The sequence below is a fragment of the Methylophilus sp. Q8 genome (genome assembly GCF_000800115.1).
GTDB lineage: Bacteria > Pseudomonadota > Gammaproteobacteria > Burkholderiales > Methylophilaceae > Methylophilus.
Window position 1 is genome coordinate 1,965,030 of record NZ_JUHE01000001.1, and the last position, 16,153, is coordinate 1,981,182.

The 16,153-nt window shown below is 53.9% G+C and carries 11 protein-coding genes; all 11 read right to left on the reverse strand.

The genetic code is table 11. From position 1 onward, the window contains the following. Positions 1-2: 2 nt before the first annotated feature. On the reverse strand, positions 3-386 hold the full coding sequence (nirD, locus tag GQ52_RS09550) for a nitrite reductase small subunit NirD (protein ID WP_047517140.1): 384 nt from the start codon (positions 384-386) through the stop codon (positions 3-5). Positions 387-401: 15 nt separating this feature from the next. Further along, positions 402-2,966 carry a nitrite reductase large subunit NirB gene (gene nirB / locus GQ52_RS09555; RefSeq protein WP_047517143.1) on the reverse strand — a complete coding sequence of 855 codons (2,565 nt, stop codon included), beginning with the start codon at positions 2,964-2,966 and terminating at the stop codon, positions 402-404. Between the two features lie 477 nt (positions 2,967-3,443). Further along, positions 3,444-6,209, reverse strand: coding sequence for a nitrate reductase (locus GQ52_RS09560; RefSeq protein WP_047517146.1), 2,766 nt, complete (start codon positions 6,207-6,209; stop codon positions 3,444-3,446). A 21-nt stretch (positions 6,210-6,230) separates the two neighbouring features. Next, positions 6,231-6,542, reverse strand: a complete 312-nt coding sequence (gene nirD, locus GQ52_RS09565) for a nitrite reductase small subunit NirD (RefSeq protein ID WP_019882916.1) — start codon at positions 6,540-6,542, stop codon at positions 6,231-6,233. Between the two features lie 46 nt (positions 6,543-6,588). Beyond that, positions 6,589-8,277 (reverse strand): bifunctional protein-serine/threonine kinase/phosphatase, encoded by a 1,689-nt coding sequence (locus tag GQ52_RS09570; protein ID WP_047517149.1) that lies wholly within the window; start codon positions 8,275-8,277, stop codon positions 6,589-6,591. Positions 8,278-8,309: 32 nt separating this feature from the next. Next, the gene (locus tag GQ52_RS09575; protein WP_019882914.1) at positions 8,310-9,521 is read right to left on the reverse strand and encodes a NarK/NasA family nitrate transporter; all 1,212 of its coding nucleotides are present in this window, start codon (positions 9,519-9,521) and stop codon (positions 8,310-8,312) included. Between the two features lie 49 nt (positions 9,522-9,570). After that, on the reverse strand, positions 9,571-11,997 hold the full coding sequence (gene nirB / locus GQ52_RS09580) for a nitrite reductase large subunit NirB (RefSeq protein WP_047518677.1): 2,427 nt from the start codon (positions 11,995-11,997) through the stop codon (positions 9,571-9,573). 20 nt (positions 11,998-12,017) lie between these two features. Next, positions 12,018-12,803 (reverse strand): uroporphyrinogen-III C-methyltransferase, encoded by a 786-nt coding sequence (gene cobA, locus GQ52_RS09585; protein WP_019882911.1) that lies wholly within the window; start codon positions 12,801-12,803, stop codon positions 12,018-12,020. 18 nt (positions 12,804-12,821) lie between these two features. Then, complete coding sequence (locus GQ52_RS09590; RefSeq protein ID WP_047517153.1) at positions 12,822-14,294, reverse strand: hypothetical protein; 1,473 nt, start codon at positions 14,292-14,294, stop codon at positions 12,822-12,824. An 87-nt stretch (positions 14,295-14,381) separates the two neighbouring features. Then, positions 14,382-15,191, reverse strand: coding sequence for an ABC transporter ATP-binding protein (locus GQ52_RS09595; RefSeq protein ID WP_047517156.1), 810 nt, complete (start codon positions 15,189-15,191; stop codon positions 14,382-14,384). A gap of 23 nt (positions 15,192-15,214) precedes the next feature. Beyond that, positions 15,215-16,135, reverse strand: a complete 921-nt coding sequence (ntrB, locus tag GQ52_RS09600; protein WP_019882908.1) for a nitrate ABC transporter permease — start codon at positions 16,133-16,135, stop codon at positions 15,215-15,217. Positions 16,136-16,153 lie beyond the last annotated feature (18 nt).

The window sequence follows — 16,153 nt, forward strand, 5'->3', positions numbered from 1 at the left end:
ACCTAGACCTGCACCCAGACTGCGCCATCTCGCACTTCAACCGCGTAGGTGTTCAGGCGCACACTGTCATCTTCAACGCAGACCCCGGTACGCAACTGGTAGTGATGTTTGTAGATCGGTGAGGCGACGACACGTTCGCCGCCTAAGTCACCGACGATGCCGCGTGACAGCACGTTGGCGTCGCTGTGTGGGTCATGATTGTCGATGGCGTACAGCAGATCATCCTGCAGGCGGAAAATGGCAATCTGGCGACCCTCGACCAAGGCACATACGCCCATATTGGGCCAGATGTCTTCCAGTGCACACACCGGGTGCCACGCGCCTGCATTGTCTGGGATTTGATTGATTGCATCATCCAATGACGCTGCTTGTTGTAATTGACTCATGGGGTACTCCGTTGATTACTCTGTGGTTGCGAGGATAGGAATCACCTTCGCTTGTTGTTTTTCTTCTACCGTCGCCGGGCGCATCTGGTCGCGTTCCTTGACGAAGACAATATTGTTGTCGCCAGCCACGCTATTCACAAAACTGCGGAAGCGTTTGCGCACTTCAGGGTCATTGACGGCGGTTTTCCATTCGTCCTGGTAGTTATCCACCACGTGTTGCATCTGCGCTTCCAGCTCGGCGCCCAGGCCCAAGGAATCATTGATCACCACGTCTCTGAGGTAGTCCAGGCCACCTTCCAGGTTGTCGCGCCAGGTGCTGGTGCGTTGCAGGCGATCAGCAGTGCGGATATAGAACATCAGGAAGCGGTCTATCATGCGGATCGCTTCTTCTTTACTGAGGTCGCTGGCGATCAGCTCGGCGTGGCGCGGTTTCATGCCGCCGTTACCGCATACATACAGGTTCCAGCCATTTTCGGTGGCGATTAAACCCACATCTTTGCCTTGGGCTTCGGCGCATTCACGCGTACAACCCGAGACGCCGAACTTGATTTTGTGCGGCGCGCGCAGACCTTTGTAGCGATTTTCCAGTTGCACGGCCAGGCCGACGCTGTCGTCCACGCCATAGCGGCACCAGGTCGAGCCAACGCAACTTTTCACGGTACGCAATGATTTGCCATAGGCATGGCCAGACTCGAAACCCGCAGCGATCAACTCTTCCCAGATATTTGGTAATTGTTCGACGCGGGCACCGAACATATCGACACGGGCACCACCGGTGACCTTGGTATATAAGTTGTATTTCTTGGCAATCTGGCCGATAGCGATCAGGCCATCAGGGGTGACTTCACCGCCTGGCATACGTGGCACGACTGAGTAGCTGCCGTCTTTCTGGATATTGCCCAGGAAGTAGTCGTTCGAGTCTTGCAGCGAAGCCAGATCTTTTTTGAGGATAAAATCGTTCCAGCAAGAGGCGAGGATGCTGGCCGCGGTCGGTTTGCAGATATCGCAGCCCATGCCTTTGCCATGCTTGTGCAACAGTTCGCCGAAGGTCTTGATTTGTTCTACGCGTACCAGGTGGTACAACTCTTGGCGTGAGTAGGGGAAGTGTTCGCACAGGTGATTGTTGACAGTCATGCCCAGCTTGACCATCTGCGCTTTCATCACTTGTGTCACCAAAGGCACGCAACCACCACAGGCAGTCCCCGCTTTGGTGCAAGACTTGATTTCGCCTATGCTGCAAGCACCCGCGGCCACTGCTTCACCAATAGCACCTTTGCTGACGTTATTACACGAACACAGCACCGCGCTGTCTGGCAGGGCATCTACGCCCAGGCCAGGTTTTTCTTTGCCATCACTGGCAGGCAAAATCAGGAACTCCGGGTTTTCCGGCAAGGCCATGGCATTGACCGTCATCTGTTGCAGCGTGCCGTATTCATCGGCATTGCCAATCAGCACCGCGCCCAGCAGTTTTTTACCATCTTCGCTGACGACGATTTTTTTGTAGATATTGCGCACTTCATCGGTGTATTGGTAGCTGCGGCAACCATGCGTTTTGCCATGCGCATCACCGACGCTGGCCACATCGACGCCCATCAGCTTGAGTTTGGTGCTCATGTCCGCGCCCTGGAAGGTAGACGTCGTTTCACCTGACAAATGCGCGCAAGCGGTGCGGGCCATATCGTAGCCGGGTGCCACCAGGCCATACATTTCATCGTTCCAGCTGGCACATTCGCCGATCGCGTAAATATCGTGGTCGCTGGAACGGGAGAAATCGTCGATAGCGATACCGCCACGTGCGCCTATGGCCAGCCCGGAGTCGCGTGCCAGTTCGTCGCGCGGACGGATACCGGCGGAGAAGACGATCATGTCGGTTTCCAGCCAGGTTTCATCAAAGAACACCATGCGGTGGCGTGCAGTGGCACCATCCACGATCGCGGTGGTATTGCGGCTAGTATGTACATGCACACCGAGTTCTTCAATCTTGCTGCGCAGCACTTTACCGCCAGCCTCGTCCACTTGCACGGCCATCAGGCGCGGCGCGAATTCCACCACGTGGGTGTCCAGGCCCATATCGCGCAAGGCTTTGGCGCATTCCAGGCCGAGCAGGCCGCCGCCGACCACCACGCCACTCTTGGCGGATTTACCTGCGGCCGTCATGGCCTCCAGATCTTCAATGGTGCGGTAAACAAAACAGTTTTCGCGATCACGGCCAGCGACAGACGGCACGAATGGGAAAGAGCCTGTCGCCAAGACTAGCTTGTCGTAGGTGAGGATGGTGTTATCTGTCAGTGTGACGGTATGCTGGTGGCGGTCAATATGGCTGACGCGCGCGTTCAGGCGCAGTTCCAGGCCTGGGCGGTCATAAAAGCCAGGTTCGACTAATGATAAATCTTCAGCGGTGCTGCCCGAGAAAAAACTGGACAGGTGCACACGATCATAAGCTGGGCGTGGTTCTTCGCCTAATACGGTGACTTGCAGGTTGGCGGCTGCCAGATCCGGGTGGCGTTTCACCAGTTCCTGCATAAAATAATGTCCCACCATGCCGTTGCCGACAACTACTACGCGGGTAAGTTGATTCATCGTGTGTTCCCCATCAGATGCAAGCATGACGATGGCAGTTGTTTTTCCATAGGCATGCGTTGCGATTTACTAAACTTAAAAACGAAAAAAGGCGCCCACAGCTTATCTAGCGACCACCTTTGGCAGCATTTAAATAAGCTATGGACGCCGTTGTCCATAAAGGGATTTCCTGACTGCGAAAATGCCCTTATTGCAAATACTCATCGTTAATAAACGAGATTTATTGCCAAATAAGCAATTGGCATGCCAGGAGGCGAGGGAGGTGTCACTGCAAGCGGTTGAAATGCTTTAAGTGACTGTTATATAGCGGTTTATATCTTGCCTGATGTGCGTTTTATGCATTCAGTAGAGATCAAGGCAGTGGGGTGGAATAAGTATGATGCACGATAATGATGCATATCAGGGGGATTGCACCAGAATCGATCTTAAGGGGCGATCTAGATCAATTTCGACTGTGTCGATGACATGGTTTCCTTATCAGGCGTGTACTTTGCCATGCAATTTAACCAGGCGTTTAAGCTCCGGCACGCATGAACCACAACTGGTCCCGCATTTGAGTTTATTCTGCAAGGTCGGCAGATCTGCACCCATTTCCAGCGTTTCCATGATTTCGTTTTCCGATACATCCAGGCAGTTGCAGATGATTTTGCCGCGGCTATGCTGGCCGGCAGGCGGTGCACTGAGTGGCGCCAGGGCCCAGCGTCGCAGTTCGTCTGTCAGGGTGCCCTGGCTCATGACTTCGCGCAGCCAATCCGCGGCCAGTGTTTCGCCAATCAGTCGCACGCCAGTGACCTGGTTATGCTGCACCAATATATGCTTGCTAATGCCACGTTTGGCATCGTTATAAGTCAGCATGGGCGCATCTTCTGCCATATCCAGCAGGGCATCCAGTTCGGCAATCAGTGCCGCGTCTGGCGCTGCATGGTGTGAGGCGCGCAACATGACCATCCCGGCATCGCGGCCATATAGACCGCAACTGGCGTAGTCAAACGACTTCAGCAGCTTGCGTACTTTGCTAATGAGCTGCGCATCGTCGCAATTGCGCATCACCACCATTTGCCAGGGCAGGTCCAGCTTCTCAATTTTGACTGCAGTGTGCTTGAGCTCTGGCTGCTTGGAAAATTTATCAACAGCGGGCGGCATCAACGCATTGACGCCCAGACCGTGCATAAACTGGCTGCTCCAGTGCATGGGCATAAAAATCTGCGCCGGTTGCACTTCGTCAGACGCCTGCACACGTACCACCAGGCTGCCACGCTTGTTGCTGACTTTAACGATATCGCCATGCTTGAATGCGCGGCGCTGCATATCGTCTGCATGCATCCAGATCACAGGCTGCTCTTCATGGTTAAACAGTTGCGGCACGATGCCGGTGCGGCTCATGCCATGCCACTGGTCACGCAGGCGGCCAGTCAGCAGATGGAAAGGGTGGCGCGCATCCGGCTTGTCTGCGGTGCCTTTGTAGACGGCACTCATAAAGTGCGCCTTACCGTCAGGTTTCTGGAATACGCCATCCGTATATAAACGCGCTTCGCCCTGGGAGGCGCCAGATTTAAACGGCCATTGTTGTGGACCTTGCGTTTCCAGGATGCTGTAGCTCAGGCCGGTAATGTCGAGGTCACGGCCACGTGTGCTTTCACGGTGTTCGTTAAAAATGGTTTCAGTATCCGGATAGTTAAACAGCGCCTTGGTTTTGCCTAGCTTTTGCTCCAGTCGCTGGGCAAAGTCGACCACGGCTTCCCAGTCATGGCGCGCTTCGCCCGGTTTGGGCGCAGCAGGGCGCACACGCGTAATGCGGCGCTCGGAGTTAGTCACGGTGCCTTCTTTTTCGCCCCAGGTGGTGGCAGGTAAAAATACATCGGCGTACTGGTTGCTGTCGGTGTTGTTAAATGCATCCTGCAACACGATCAGCTCGGCATTGCGCAACGAGGCCAGTACATTATTCAAGTCTGGCATGGAGTGCGCTGGGTTGGTGCAGGCAATCCAGATTGCTTTGATTTCACCACTTTTCACCGCGTCGAACATCTCTACGGCAGTTTTGCCCGGGGTCGCTGGCACCTCAGGCACGCCCCATAAACGGGCAACTTCTGCACGATGTTCGGCATTGCCCAGGTCACGGTGACCAGACAATAAATTAGCCATGCCGCCCACTTCGCGGCCACCCATGGCATTGGGCTGGCCGGTAAGTGAGAACGGGCCAGCCCCTGGTTTGCCGATCTGGCCAGTAGCCAAGTGCAGGTTAATCAGGGCAGCGTTTTTTTCTGTACCGTGGATGGACTGGTTGAGCCCCATGCAGTACATGGACAGGGTAGGGCCAGCGCCAAACCATTTGGCGGCCTGGATAATATCTTTTTCGCTGATGCCGCAAATATCTGCCACCATTTTTGGCGTGTATTCGCGTACGGTTTCCTTCAGCGCTTCAAACCCTTCGGTATGGTCGCGGATATATTGCATATCCAGCAAGCCTTCCCACAGCATGACATGCAGCAGGCCGTTGAACAATGCAACGTCGGTGCCGGGCAAAATCGCCAGATGCAAGTCTGCCAGTTGTGCGGTATCGGTGCGGCGCGGGTCTACCACGACAATTTTCATGTCCGGGTTATTCGCCTTGGCATCTTCAATGCGGCGGAACACAATCGGGTGCGCAAACGCCGTATTGGACCCGGCGATAAACAGGCATTGTGTATGGTCGATATCTTCATAACAGGCCGGAGGCGCATCGGCGCCCAGCGTGACTTTATAACCGGCGACGGCTGAACTCATACACAGGCGCGAGTTGGTATCGACGTTGTTAGTGCCTATCAGGCCTTTGGCCAGCTTGTTGAACACATAATAATCTTCGGTGAGTAACTGGCCGGAGATATAAAACGCCACCGCATCCGGGCCGTGGGTTTGAATGATGTCAGCAAAGCGGTCGACCACGTGATCAAGTGCGCTATCCCAGCTTACTTTTTCCCTGGGTACATCGCGAGACAAACGCATTTCCGGATACAAGGCACGTGCATCCAGTTTGGCAGTCAGGTGTAGCGTGGAACCTTTGGTACACAAGCGGCCAAAGTTGGCCGGATGCTCAGGGTCGCCTTTGACGTCGACAATCTGTTTTCCTTCCGTGGTAATAATGACGCCACAGCCCACTCCGCAATAGCAGCAAGTGCTGCGTGTTTCACGCCGTTGCGGATAAAACTGTACTGGCTCCGCGGTCAACGTGCTGTTTGTGTTCTGGAGTTGTTGCTGTTGGGTCATAGATTGTCTGTATTGCTAAAGCTACTTATTCAATTGCAGATAGACGTCGCCGTCTTCTACTTTCACTGCATAGCAGGCGGTGTGGCCGACATCAGGTTCTTCTGCCTTGCCATCGACCAGGCTGATTTTCCAGCTATGTAATGGGCAGGCGACTTTGTCACCATAGACGATGCCTTGCGATAACGGGCCGCCTTTGTGCGGGCAGCTGTTATTCAGTGCAAACACACGGTCATCTTCAGTGCGGAACACACCAATATCCACTTCGCCATGGCGCACAACGCGTGCACCCAGGGCAGGAATGTCGTTAACCGGGCAAATTTTTGTCCAACTCATTATTTCCTCTTTTCCAATTGGAGTCTGGTTTTCACAGCGCAAAGGCTTAAGAGACCAGTAACAAATAAATCAATAACAGGTTAATACACAGTGAAATCACGGCCAGCCATTGCCATTTGACCAGGCGTGCACGGGCGATCAGTGGCGTGCGCGGGATGACAATCGGTTTCAGTTCGCCATGTTCCAGCGCCAGTAGCATTTCTTCCGCCGTCTCAAAACGGTCAGCCGGCTTTCTGGCAATGGCCTTGAGAATAATGTTTTCCAGCCAGGCCGGGATCTCCGGGCGGTAGCGGCTAGGGCGGATAGGCTCGCCAAAACGTGGTGACTGGAAAGGTTCGATCTCGCCATAAGGATATTTGCGGGTCAGCAAGTGATACAACGTGACACCAGCGGCATAAATATCTGCCTGGCGGTCAGCGACTTTGCCATCAAACAGTTCAGGCGACATAAAACTTGGTGTGCCGGGATTCTCCATTTGCTCGGGCATCGGTAATGTGCTGCTCAGTGCCACCCCCAGGTCGAGGATGCGCAGGCGCTTGTCACTACCAATATGAATATTGGCTGGTTTGATGTCGCGGTGCACAATATTCAAACGGTGCAGCATGCTCAGGCCGCGCAATAAATCCTGGCCGATATTGGCAACGCCATTCATGGTGAAATGATGCCCGGCCTCAAGGCGTTGCTGCAGCGTCGCGCCTTCATGCCAGGTCATGACGTAATACAGCGCGCTGCGCTGTTCACGTGTCAGTGGCAGGATTTGCGGCACGCATTGCGATACCACGCGTTTGGCCAGCCATTCTTCGTTGAGCAGGGCTTCACAGCTGGTTTTATCGTCTGCCCTGGCTGGTTGCAGTGTTTTTAGCACAAACAATTGGCCTGCCGCATTTTTGACCTGGTACAGCAGGCTGACGCGTGAATCATGGATGATTTGCGTGATGGTAAAGCCATCCAGCTGGTCGCCAATCGCCAGCTTGCGCGGCACGGGCAGGCTCAGGGCATCGGCCAGCATATCGGTCAGGTGATCCTGGCCGACCTGGTCAATGCGCACCACCACGGCAGAAGCATTGTCCTGCCCGCCTTGTTCCAGCGCCTGGCTGGTCAGGTGTTCTGCCATCAGTTGTGGTGTGTGATACAGCATCAACACTTTATGTATATCGGCATCGCCGAGGGCGGCCCACACGCCATCACTGACAATGGCATAGACATCACCGGTTTGCAGCAAGCCTTCGGCGTAATCGACGCTGAGCTGATCATCCAGCCCTACTGCACGCTTGAGCACGTGACGCATGTCTGGTCTGTCCCAGACGTGATCAGTGGTCAGGCATTGCAGCGATTGCTCTCGCAAGCGGTAGATACGCGTATCACCGACATGCGCCAGCACATAGCGTTGCCCGCGCAATACAAGTAACGATAAGGTCGTTGCCATGCCTGCCATCTGGCTATGCTTGCGCGCCTGTGACAGCACCCAGCGATTGGCGGCCTGAATCACCTTGTCCAGTGCATGCTGTATGGTCCAGGTGTCAGGCGTGGCATAGTAGTCAGCCGACAGTGTGCGTACCGTCATTTCAGCCGCTTCAGCGCCACCGGCGCCACCACTAATGCCATCCGCCACGGCCAGCAAGGCGCCCTTGATCCCCAGTTGGGCGTCGGCAGGGGTGACCAGGCCAATATAGTCCTCATTACGAGGTCTGGGCCCGGTGACACTGCTTTCGCCTACACTGAAGTTCAATTTCATCTTGGTATCCGTGGATGGTTGCGCAAATAGGTTTAAATTTTTGCACTGGTGACGGTGGCGGCACCCCAGGTCGTACGCCAGCGGTTTTTCACGCTAGAGAGTCCAACCAGTGCCACAATCGCCAGGCCTGCAAAAATGGTCAGGCCAATCTGGTAGCTGCCAGTGATCTGTTTAGAATACCCCAGGCTGGAGGCCAGGTAAAAACCACCCACCCCGCCAGCCATGCCAACCAGGCCAGTCATTACGCCGATTTCCTTGCGGAAACGTTGTGGCACCAACTGGAACACGGCGCCGTTGCCCATGCCCAGGGATGCCATGGCTAACACCACTACCGCCAGGCCAGCGGCTTGTGTTTGCATGCCAAAGCTTAAAATGAACAGGAAAATGGCAGCCAGCACATACATGGTGCTCAAGGAACGGATGCCACCGATACGGTCAGCCAGCAAACCGCCGAATGGACGTACCAGCGAACCGGCAAACACACAAGCCGCAGTAAAGTAACCGGCATGCACAGGATCCAGGCCATACTGGTCGTGGAAGTAAATGGTGAGTGAAGAAGCCATGCCAACAAAACCACCAAAGGTCACGCTGTAGAAAAACATAAACCACCAGGCATCTTTGTCTTTTAACACCGCCAGGTATTGTGACAGTGACTTGGCCGCAGGCGCATCTGGTGCATCTTTAGCAAACACGGAATACACGACCAGCGCGAGCAGTAGCGGAATCAGCGCCAGGCCAAATACATTGCTCCAGCCAAATGCCACGGCGAGGCCTGGTGCAAACAGGGCGGCCAAGGCCGTGCCTGAGTTACCGGCACCGGCAATGCCCAGAGCCGTGCCTTGATGCTCTGGCGGATACCAGCGTGAGGCCAATGGCAAGGCCACGGCAAAGGCGGCCCCGGCAAAGCCGAGGAACATGCCTAGCAGCAAGGCTTGCTGATAAGTGTGAATGCCATGCAACCAGGCGGTGAGCAGGGCCGCGATCACAATCACCTGGCCAATCAGGCCGGCTTTTTTCGGCTTGAGCTGATCAACTAATACGCCCATGACGATGCGCAGGATAGCGCCGGTGAGTACTGGTGTCGCCACCATCAGGCCTTTTTGCGCCGGGTTTAACTGCAGGTCAGCAGCAATTTGCACCGCCAATGGCCCCAGCATGACCCACACCATAAAGCTCAGGTCAAAATAAAAGAAGGCTGAAAATAATGTCGGTTTATGGCCGACTTCCCAAAAGCTTTTTTGCATATTGTATCTCCCGGGCGTGTGTTAACGATTGTCGCACGCCACATATTAATTAAACAGTAATCGTATCGAATTCTTTGTGTTCATCACGCTTGTTGACGCGTTCTGCCCACGGGTCGACGGACCCTTGTAATGCATACAGCAAGCGCTCGTAGGCAGCAGTGCGGCCTTCGGCATCTTCCAGGATGCGTTTTTTGACATAATCGAGACCGACGCGCTCAATCCAGTGCACGGTACGATCCAGATAACGCGCTTCTTCGCGGTAGATCTGGATAAATGCCCCCGAGTACTCAATGACCTGTTCGGCGGTTTTTACTTTGCACAAGAAATGCGCCACTTCGGTTTTAATGCCGCCGTTACCGCCGACATAAATTTCCCAGCCGGAGTCGACGCCAATGACGCCCACGTCTTTAATGCCTGATTCGGCGCAGTTACGCGGACAACCAGACACGGCGAATTTCACCTTGTGCGGTGCCCACATATGGTCGAAGGCTTTTTCGATATCGATGCCGAGCTGGGTGGAGTTTTGTGTGCCAAACCGGCAGAACTCGGAGCCGACACAGGTTTTCACCGTACGGATAGATTTGCCGTAAGCGTAACCGGATGGCATATCCAGATCGGCCCACATATTGGTCAGGTCTTCTTTTTTTACGCCGAGCAAGTCAATACGCTGGCCGCCGGTGACTTTCACCATCGGCACCTTGTACTTGTCAGCAACATCAGCAATTTTGCGTAACTGGTCTGATGACGTCACGCCGCCATACATGCGCGGAATCACCGAGTAAGTGCCATCTTTCTGGATATTGGCGTGTACGCGCTCGTTAATAAAGCGTGATTGCGGATCATCCTTGGCTTCATGTGGCCAGGTGGAAATCAGGTAGTAATTCATTGCCGGACGGCAAGTCGCACAACCGTTAGGGGTTTTCCAGCCCATGCCTTTCATGGCACTCGGGATGCTCAGGTATTTATGTTTGCGGATTTCATCACGCACCTCTTCGTGGTTGAAGTCAGTACATCCGCACACCGCTTTGCTGCTGGAAGGCGGTGCATAACCACCGCCCAGCGTAGAAGCGAGAATCTGTTCGACCAGACCGGTACAACTGCCGCAGCTGGAACCGGCTTTGGTTTGTTTCTTCACGTCGTCTATGGTGAACAGGCCTTTTTCCTGGATCGCCTTGACGATGGTGCCTTTGCAGACACCGTTGCAACCACACACTTCCATTTCGTTGGTCATGGTGGAGACTTTGTCCTGACCCTGGTGGCCGGTATTGCCCAGACTGTCCTGCCCGAACATGAGGTGATCACGAATTTCGTGTATCGGCTTCCTGTCGCGCAGCAGCTGGAAATACCAGGCCCCATCCGTCGTATCGCCATACAGCACGGCACCGATGATTGTGTCATCTTTGATCACGAGTTTTTTGTAAACCCCGCCGACCGCGTCGTGCAGCAAAATTTCTTCGGCATCGTCACTGCCCATGAAATCACCGGCCGAAAACAAATCAATGCCGGTCACTTTCAGTTTTGTCGAAGTGACCGAGCCTTTGTATAGACCGATGCCGAAGTTGGCCAAATGTGTGGCGCACACTTTGGCCATTTCAAATAAAGGCGCCACCAGGCCGTAGGCAATGCCACGGTGGCTCACACATTCACCCACGGCATAAACGCGTGGGTCATAGGTTTGCATGGTGTCATTGACGACAATGCCGCGGTTGCAATGGATACCTGCCGACTCCGCCAGGGCATAGTTGGGGCGGATACCTACCGCCATCACCACCAAATCAGCCGGGATTTCCTGGCTATCTGTAAAGCGCACTGCAACGACGCGGCCATCTTTTCCTATCAGTTGCTCAGTGTTTTTTTGCAGTAAAAAGTTGAGGCCGCGCGCTTCTAGCGATTTTTGCAGCATCTTGCCGGAAACTTTGTCCAGCTGACGTTCGAGCAACCACTCGTTTTTATGTACCACGGTGACGTCCATGCCTTGTACTTTCAGGCCGTTTGCCGCTTCCAGGCCTAGCAAGCCACCACCGATCACCACGGCATGCTTGTGCGTCTTGGCCGCGGCAATCATATCATTGGTGTCTTTGATATCGCGGTAGCCCAGCACACCGTCGAGATCCGCGCCAGGAATCGGCAAAATGAATGGTTTGGAACCCGTCGCCAGCAATAAACGGTCATAGGCCACCGTGGTGCCATTGTCGGCAGTGACGGTACGCGCTTTACGGTCAATCTTGTTGATACGGGCGCTGGTGTGCAAAGCAATATCATTTTCCGCATACCACTCGCGTGTATTCAGGATAATGTCATCAATGGTCTGCTCATTGGCCAGCACCGGCGACAGCATGATGCGGTTATAGTTAGGGTAGGGCTCATCGCCAAACACCGTAATGTCATACATGTCTGGCGCAATTTTGAGCAGCTCTTCCACTGCCCGCATGCCGGCCATGCCGTTACCAACGACCACCAGTTTCTGTTTTATCATCAACATCGCTCCTTTTATAGTTATGCTGCATTGGCTACGCTAAGCCAGGTTTGCACGTTTTCTTGCCAGTCTTGTTCTTGCTGGCTGTTTCTTGCTAATTTCACTACTTCGCCGACGACAATAATCGCCGGGCTTTTCAGGCCTTCGGTGTGGGCCAGGTAGGGAATGGCCTGTAATGACGAAGTCACAGCCCGTTGGTGATGACGGGTGCCGTTTTCTACCACCATGCAAGGCATGTCGGCGGACATGCCTGCATTGATTAAGCCACGGGTGATTTCAGGCAAGTGCTGCATGCCCATATAAATCACCAGTGTGGTATTGGTTTCTACCAGCGCTTGCCAGGGCAGCGGTTCGCCGTCCTGGGTATGGCCGGTGATCAGAGTCACGCCGTGGTTGAAACCACGGTGCGTCACCGGTACTTCCATGCTGGCACAAGCGCCCAGGCCACTGGTCATGCCCGGGATAATTTCGTAAGGAATATTCGCTGCGCGTAATGCCAGCATTTCTTCGCCGCCACGCCCAAACACAAACGGGTCGCCGCCTTTCAGGCGAACGACCACTTGTCCTTGCTCGGCCAGGGCAACCAGCATGCGGTTGATAAAGTGCTGCGGAGTAGACTTGCAGCCGCCGCGTTTGCCTACTGGCACGATGCGTGCCTGCGGGCAATGCGCGAGCAGGGCCGGATTGACCAGGTCATCGACCAGCACCACCTCAGCTTGCTGCAAAGCCTTGACGGCTTTGAGCGTAATGAGGTCTGGGTCGCCGGGTCCGGCGCCGACTAAATAAACTTTTGCGGCTGAAGTCATAGGCAATTCCTTATCGAGTTAAAACGTATACATGGCAGTCAGCCATAATTTTTCGGTGTCGCGGACACGGCCACGGATGGCCGCAGCGTTGTTGCTGGCCAAGTTGGGCAATAAAGCATAGTGGTCGTCCTCACTAAACTTGCCGTATTCCAGTTTGGTCATCCAGTTTTTGTCCACATTCCAGGTCACGGCCGCGTTCCATTCAGTACCATAACGGCTGCCATTGCGGCTGCTTCCGCCACCAGTAGTATAAAAATCCTTGTCTGAGTCAATCAGGTGGTAGTCAGCAAAAAATACAAAGTCGCCATAGCGGTAAGTTGCCGTAACAAAGGTATCTTTAATGCCTTCAAGCGGCGTTGCCAAGAATTTGTCTACCCAGCCCTGAAAGAGGTGGTTAGTACCCAGCGGGGTCTGGAAGGCATACTTGCCGTTATTGCTGGACAGCAATTCCTGATCAAGGCGCATATTGAAGTTATCGATACCAAAGCCGCCGCCCAGTTTGTAGTAGTGGGCATCAATGCGTGAGTCACCGCCACTGTAATCTGTTTGCTTGGCGTATTCTGCGGTGTAGTGTGCTCGATAATTCGGGGTGAACGGGTGTGTACCATCCAGGCGAACACCGATAATTTTGTTGCCCTGGTCTGCATTCTGGTTGGCAGCGCCTCCTTTGCCTGCTGCATTGGCCGCAGCCGTAGTGCCATTACCAAACCAGGCACGCCCCATGCCTAAATCCTGAAAACCATCCAGGTAGGCATAGCCCACCAAAAATTCAGTGGGTGAAATGCGGTAACGGGCGTTGACGATATCCAATGCGCCATCAGAGCGGTATTTGGTGGTGATTTGTTCTACACCCTCAAAGTGCGCCAGGAAAATTTCTGTGTCAGGAATGGTTTTGTTGAAAATGGATACGCCATCAAATACCTGCATCACCTGGCGGAAAGCGATATCACCAATAAAACGTACGTTGTCGAGGTTTACCTGCTGACGACCAGCACGCACGCGGGTGTTTTTAATGCCGGTCCACTCGACAAACAATTGGTTGACACCCGTGTAGTCAGGGTCGACAACCTTGGCATATTCGATATTGCTTGATTGGTTAGAAACGCTGTTAATCAAGGTGTTGTTGGTGCTATCGTTAAAGTTATCAGCCAGTTTGGACACATTGATCAACTGGGCAGCAAAGCTAAAGTTATGGTAGGGCGCAGTTTGCCAGCCGATCAGGCTGCGCAGGGTTAACGCATTAGCAGCTTTCAGCTCTTTATTGGCTGTGGGGTTTGCCGCGTTGTTAGGATATGTGCCTGGTTGTAAACCATCCTGGTCCACATATTCATAACGCAGTCTAAAGCTGGTCATATTCTTGCCAGTTTTAATCGCATCCATAAAAGTGTATTCAGGGATGATCTCTTCTTCAGCCATCGCCTGCATGCTAAAAGCCGCCAGCAATAGCGCGACTGAAACTTGACGTAAGCGTGGGTGTGAGTTAGCGTTCATGTGTTGCTCCTTTTTCTATGTGGGGTAACCATACTTCGATGAGGTATGCAGTGCTGGCGGGTGACCGCCCGTCAGCACTACTTATATCTATGCCGCCTTTTTAGCGTGGCGCTCATACAAAAACTTCAATACTTCGCTGCGCAGATGCGTATACGCCGGGTCTTCTACCAGCTCCAGACGTTTACGCGGACGAGGCAAATCGACTTCCAGGATTTCGCCTATGGTCGCTGCCGGGCCGTTGGTCATCATAACGATGCGGTCTGACAGCAACACGGCTTCGTCTACATCGTGCGTGACCATCACGGCAGTGCAACCTGAACGTGCCATAATGTCCATCAGCTCGTCTTGCAAACCGGCACGGGTGAGGGCGTCCAGCGCGCCGAATGGCTCGTCCAGCAGCAATACCTTAGGCTCCATGGCCAGTGCGCGCGCAATGCCGACGCGTTGCTTCATGCCGCCAGAGATTTCGTTTGGGCGTTTTTCAATGGCGTGGCTTAAACCCACCAGTTCCAGCGCTGCACGGGTGCGCTCAGCCAGTTGTGTCGGACCTTCTTTATCGCCAAATACGCGTTCTACAGCCAGGTAAACATTTTCAAAACAGGTCAGCCATGGCAGCAGAGAGTGGTTTTGGAACACCACGGCACGCTCAGGGCCAGGCTTGGAGATTTCACGGCCGGCACAAAACAGGTAGCCTTCACTGGGTTGCAGCAACCCGGCAATCAGGTTGAGTACCGTAGACTTGCCACAGCCAGAGTGGCCGATGATGGAAATAAACTCGCCTTCACGGATATTCAGGTTGATATCTTTCAGTGCCTGAAAACTGCCTTTTTTGGTGTGAAACGTCATGTTGACGTTTTCAATCAGGACATAACGGTCTTGCATTACATTGGTCGTCATAATAAGAATCCTTTTCCTGCGGGTTATTCGTAGCTGTAGCGTTTTGCCACCAGCACCAGCAACTGTTCGAGTAACAAACCGACAATGCCGACAATAAAAATGGCGATGATGATGTGCTCTACATTGAGGTTGTTCCACTCATCCCACACCCAGAAGCCGATGCCCATGCCGCCAGTCAACATTTCTGCCGCCACAATCACCAGCCAGGCTGCACCAATCGACAGGCGGACACCGGTCATCATGTAAGGCATGACATAAGGCAGCAGAATTTTGGTCACAACTTTCCATTCGGACAGGTTGAGCACTTTGGCCACATTCATATAGTCTTGCGGCACTTTGCTCACGCCGACGGCGGTGTTGATAATCATTGGCCACACGGCGGTGATGAAGATCACCCAGATCGCCGCAGGGTTGGCCGCCTTGAATACCAGCAGGCCAATGGGCAGCCAGGCCAGCGGTGACACCGGTTTGAGCAGGCTGATAATCGGTGCCGCCATTCTGGACATAAAGGCATAGCGGCCAATCACAAAGCCCATCGGGATGCCGACAATCGCAGCCAGGCCAAAACCCGTCGCCACACGTTGCAGTGAGCTCAGAATGTTCCAGCCTATGCCCATGTCATTTGGGTTGTTGATATAAAACGGGTCGCTGAACAGCTCGACAGCCGATTGCCAGGTTTTGACCGGGCCTGGCAAGCCTTGTGTCAGTGCGGCTACCGTGGCCCAGATGGCTGCGAATACCATCAAGCCAATCACAGGCGGCAACAGCCATTCAAATCCTCGTTTAGCCGTTGCCACCCATGCCCCGCGCTTGGGCGCGGTGGCTTTTGCAGCTGTGGTTGAGAGAGGGGTAACCACAGCAACAACTGGTTGCGCAGGTGCTGTGGTGACAGCTTCCTCGCTTTTTTGCATGATGTTTTCTTTCTTCAAGCTGACGACATTCATGGTGATTCTCCTTTAAAG

Excerpts from the sequence above, each read along its gene's own strand:
- GQ52_RS09590 (WP_047517153.1), bottom strand. The coding sequence starts at position 14,294 with ATGAACGCTAACTCACACCCACGCTTACGTCAAGTTTCAGTCGCGCTA.
- nirB (WP_047517143.1), bottom strand. The coding sequence starts at position 2,966 with ATGAATCAACTTACCCGCGTAGTAGTTGTCGGCAACGGCATGGTGGGA.
- nirD (WP_019882916.1), bottom strand. The coding sequence starts at position 6,542 with ATGAGTTGGACAAAAATTTGCCCGGTTAACGACATTCCTGCCCTGGGT.
- nirB (WP_047518677.1), bottom strand. The coding sequence starts at position 11,997 with ATGATAAAACAGAAACTGGTGGTCGTTGGTAACGGCATGGCCGGCATG.
- ntrB (WP_019882908.1), bottom strand. The coding sequence starts at position 16,135 with ATGAATGTCGTCAGCTTGAAGAAAGAAAACATCATGCAAAAAAGCGAG.
- GQ52_RS09595 (WP_047517156.1), bottom strand. The coding sequence starts at position 15,191 with ATGACGACCAATGTAATGCAAGACCGTTATGTCCTGATTGAAAACGTC.
- GQ52_RS09560 (WP_047517146.1), bottom strand. The coding sequence starts at position 6,209 with ATGACCCAACAGCAACAACTCCAGAACACAAACAGCACGTTGACCGCG.
- GQ52_RS09575 (WP_019882914.1), bottom strand. The coding sequence starts at position 9,521 with ATGCAAAAAAGCTTTTGGGAAGTCGGCCATAAACCGACATTATTTTCA.
- cobA (WP_019882911.1), bottom strand. The coding sequence starts at position 12,803 with ATGACTTCAGCCGCAAAAGTTTATTTAGTCGGCGCCGGACCCGGCGAC.
- nirD (WP_047517140.1), bottom strand. The coding sequence starts at position 386 with ATGAGTCAATTACAACAAGCAGCGTCATTGGATGATGCAATCAATCAA.
- GQ52_RS09570 (WP_047517149.1), bottom strand. The coding sequence starts at position 8,277 with ATGAAATTGAACTTCAGTGTAGGCGAAAGCAGTGTCACCGGGCCCAGA.